3 protein-coding genes are annotated in these 4,278 nt (G+C 60.1%); all 3 read right to left on the bottom strand.

Annotated elements, in window-relative coordinates; genetic code table 11:
• The coding region (locus B3520_RS13395; RefSeq protein WP_286876265.1) for a carbohydate-binding domain-containing protein at positions 1 to 1,352 on the bottom strand (1,352 nt) is incomplete at its 3' end.
• 92 nt (positions 1,353 to 1,444) lie between these two features.
• Positions 1,445 to 2,902 (bottom strand): phospholipase D-like domain-containing protein, encoded by a 1,458-nt coding sequence (locus tag B3520_RS13390; RefSeq protein WP_286806828.1) that lies wholly within the window; start codon positions 2,900 to 2,902, stop codon positions 1,445 to 1,447.
• A 32-nt stretch (positions 2,903 to 2,934) separates the two neighbouring features.
• The coding region (gene glmU / locus B3520_RS13385) for a bifunctional UDP-N-acetylglucosamine diphosphorylase/glucosamine-1-phosphate N-acetyltransferase GlmU (RefSeq protein WP_286876264.1) at positions 2,935 to 4,278 on the bottom strand (1,344 nt) is incomplete at its 5' end.

The following is a 4,278-nucleotide window of genomic DNA, read 5'->3' as shown; positions in this document are numbered from 1 at the left end:
CACCGTAATTGTCGCCGAACAATGTGCCTTGCGGCGGCGTACTCGAGAATCTCAATAAAATCGTCCCGGGTGTAATAGCCATTGCCACTGCCACTTTTGTGCGGCCCGGTGCCCAGTTGGGTGAGCAGACAGTCGGTCTCTTCCGGATCAAAGCAGCGTTCGCCCCCAACGTCAGTCAATTCGGGCAGGCCCGGGATTTCCAGGCGCCAGCCTTCGTCCTCGGTCAGGTGCAGATGCAGCTTGTTGAGCTTGTAGCGGCCCATCTGTTCGATCAGGCGCAGGGTCACGGCCTGGCCGTGGAAGTTGCGGCCCATGTCGTAGTGCATCCCTCGCCAACCGGCGCGGGGCGCATCGAGCACGGTGAGATTGGGCAGGGTGACTGAATCACTGTTCATCGTGGCGGGCAACAGCTTCAACAGACTCTGCAGGCCGTAGAAGGCACCGGCATTGTCCCGACCGGTGATGCGGATCTGGTCGTCGTCGATTTCCAGCCGGTAGCTTTCCGCCTGTTCCGGCAGGTCGGTATCCTCTGATTCCACCCTCAGGCTGATAATGGGGCCCGAGACCGACTCATGGTCCGCGGCACTCGGGAATTCGGCATTGAACAGCGTCGAGAGCTGCTCCGCCAGGTAGTCAGCCTCTGAGCTCAGACAACCGGCGTAGTGAATTGTCCAGTCCGGCGAGAGAGTCGCGCTGCCCCAATGGGTTTCCAGGGACAGCGGCTTGGGAATGATGCGCTGGCGCACCGCCTGATCGGACACCCGCTGCGAGTGGATGGTCCGGTTGCGTTCGTAGCGGCGCTCGGCGGTGGCAATCGGCACCTGATCCTGGGCCGAGCGACGCTGCTGGGCCTCCCGGTCGAATACATCGACAAAACGGCTCATGTCTTCGGTGTCGGTATTGGCAAAAACCGCAGGTTCGCTACCCGGGCGATGAATGAAGGCGCGAGGCATAAAGTCGGTATAGGCCGCCATGGCCGAGGAGGGTTGATAGAACAGCTCCAGGGACTCTCCCGGGGCGAGGCCCGGGAAGTCCTCGGTAGGCGCTACCCGGTGTAAATCCCCCTGGACATGGGTCAAATGCAGGCCGGATACGGTGGTGTCACTCACCCGACGCACCGAGTGGAAATACAACCGCCAGTCACCGGTGCCCTCCGGCAGTGCCACGTCGGAACGGTTGTGCAGCCGAATTCGGGCTTCCGGGCCATCTTCCCCGATGTTGCTGACCACGGCAAAACGCCATTCGGTCTGGGCCGCAAATGCCTTTAATTGGGCGTCGCTGAGTGGTTGGGCAAGGCTGCCCACACTGGCAAAAAGCGCGACTGACAGGAGCAGGACGGTACGTACTATCATTATTGATCTCCACTTGGGGCATGGTCCAAGGTGGAGCATAGCCTACAACGGACAACGTTGTCTAACTAATTATGGGTTCTTTCCTGGTTAGGTCAGAAAGTGCTTATCCCAGTTGCCTCCATGGTTCGGTAGAGTAGTCTGGACCACAGACCGTCATCGGCGTAGGCGGCATAGTCCAGGCTGTACTGGTTGCCGGATCGGTTATGCCAACGATCATCAAACCATTGCGCGGCTGCGGTTAACGGCTCAGAGTCGGAAGATCCCCGCAGTACAACGCTGGTTTCGAGATTCAGGTTGTGCAGGTTGCGGCGAGTGAAATTAGTGGAGCCCAACAAAATCCGTGCCTGGCTCCGGGTGTCTTGATGCATCAGCCATTTGGAGTGGCACTGCTCACCGTGTGTGTCACACCACCGCACTTTTACCCCGGCGTTAACCAGCTCTCGGGCGACCGGGCGGTTGGGCACACCATTTTTTTCGCGCCCGAAGGCGTCTTTGTTGGGGTCGAGCAACACCCGCACCTTGACGCCGCGCTGTGCGGCCTCCTGCAGAGCCCGAACCAGGTGTCGGTCCGATAAATAGAACATTGCCAGGTCCAACCGCTCCCCCGCAGCCGCGCCGTTGATGATGGCCAGAGCGGTTCGTTCGACGGCACGCTCAGTCACCACCTGGACCGACAGGGGAGAACCGGCAACCTCACCTTCAGGTCGATCCAGGAACGGCCTGGGCTCGGGTCCGCCGGAGAAGGCAAGCACGGCGGCTTCACTGTCGAGCAGGTCCCACGCCGCCGGACCACCGAAGCGCAAGGCGACATTGCCGTGGGCGCTGCTTCCGTCGTGGGGGTTGGCCGATGTGACCAGGGCGGCCAGCTCGTTGTCGTTATCCGCGATGATCAGTTTTCGATGGTTGGCCTTGAAGTTGATCAACGCCAGGTAACTGCGCAGAGACACCTGACCCTCCCCAAACGGATTAGGTAGCGTATCCGTTTCGGTGTTTCCCCAGGGTTGAATAAAGGGACGCCAGAATGCGGAGTAGAGGGGATTGCTGTCGCGCAGCCTTGTGAGGTCGGTCAAGGTCACCGAGATGCCGGCGGCTTCCAACCGTTGGAAGTGAGGGGAGGGCAGACCACCGTACAAGGTATTTAGGGGATCGCTGATCACCAGAATCTGAATCTGTGGGTGACGGCGTTTTTGGGCGATAAGCCGGTCGGTCAACTCGTCGGACAGCGCCCGGTGAGTGTCGCTCATCTGCCCCTGGTAGGCATTGAACAGAAACATGTCCACAAGAATGAACCGTTCTGCCTGAGCGACCAGACGGAAGATCTCGTCAAAAATGCGCTGCTCGGTCTGTCGTTCACCCTGTTGATCGATATAGGTCCGATCGGCCAGAAACTGGACCCGGGTTGCCCCTCGGGCGGGGGCTTCCAAGCTGATACCTTCGGGGAGCGGCCTGAAAGCGCCGTACAGGCCCACCGTCAGAACCACAATCAACAGCAGCCCGAAAATGCTGCGAAGTGGGTGACGAATGATCGCCCCCGGTACCCATTTAGCCATTGATATTGCGTCCTTTCCGGTGACTCTTTGAGTCAGTCTTTTTTACTCGGTCTCTGCCAGCCCTGAATGTTACGCTGGCGGCCGCGGGCAATCGCCAGTTCCTCATCGGGAACGTCTTTGGTGATGATCGACCCCGCACCCACCGTTGTGTTCTTGCCCAACTTGACCGGCGCCACCAGCGCGCTGTTGGAACCGATAAAAGCATTGTCCCCGATTTCCGTGAGGAATTTGTTGACCCCGTCGTAGTTACAGGTAATCGTGCCGGCGCCGACATTCACACCGGAGCCGACCTTGCTGTCGCCGATGTAGCTCAGATGGTTGACCTTACTGCCTTCGCCAATGGTCGCTTTCTTGATTTCCACAAAGTTGCCGACCTTGGCCCCATCGGCCAGTAAGGTGCCCGGGCGCAGACGCGCGAAGGGCCCGATGGCGCAATGGCTGGATACCCGTGCGCCCTCAATCACCGAGTTGGCTTTGACTTCAGTGCCCGCGCCGATCACGCAGTCTTTCAGGTAGCAGTTGGGTTCAAGGTGCACGCCATCTTCCAGCATGACCTCGCCTTCAAACACGCAGTTCACATCAATGACCACATCCCGCCCGACGGTCAGCCGGCCACGGCAGTCAAATCGAGCCGGGTCCATCAGGGTGACCCCTTTGACCATCAACTCTTCCGCCTGACGACTCTGGTAGTAACGTTCGAGGGCCGCCTGCTGTTGACGATTGTTGATGCCTTCCACCTCTTCCGGTGTGTCCGGCTGAGCCACATGAATGCCCAGGCCACTTTGGCGCGCCATGGCAATAATGTCGGTCAGGTAGTACTCACCCTGGGCATTATCGTTACTCAGTGCCGGCAGCCACTCGCGCAGGTGTTTGGCTTTAGCAGCCATGATCCCGGTGTTGATTTCAGTGATCCGGCGCTGCTCGTCGTTGGCATCTTTGTATTCAACAATGGCCTCAACCTGGCCGGCGGCATCGCGCAGGATACGTCCGTAGGCTCCCGGGTCGGGAAGATTCACGGTCAGCAGGCCGATGGTGGTGTCGGTCACCGCCTGGGCCAGCTTTTCCAAGGTCGTTGCCTGGGTCAGCGGCACATCGCCGTAAAGAATCAGTACCGTCGCGTCGTCACGGAAGTGGGGCAGGGCCTGGAGCACCGCGTGGCCGGTGCCCAGCTGTTCGGTCTGGGCCACAAAGCGGATATCGTCGGCCGCCATGCGGGCCTCGACCTGTTCGGCGCCATGGCCCACCACCACCAGAATCTGATCACTGCCCAGTGCCCGGGCGCTGTCGATCACATGCTGCACCAGCGGGCGGCCGCCCACGGGATGAAGCACCTTGGGCAGGTTCGAGCGCATTCGGGTGCCTTTACCGGCAGCGAG

The organism is Marinimicrobium sp. UBA4509, from assembly GCF_002388575.1.
Lineage (GTDB): Bacteria > Pseudomonadota > Gammaproteobacteria > Pseudomonadales > Cellvibrionaceae > Marinimicrobium > Marinimicrobium koreense.
This window is presented reverse-complemented; position numbering and strand designations above follow the sequence as displayed.

Coding starts and splice junctions, on each gene's coding strand:
- B3520_RS13390 (WP_286806828.1), bottom strand. CDS start 2,902: ATGGCTAAATGGGTACCGGGGGCGATCATTCGTCACCCACTTCGCAGC.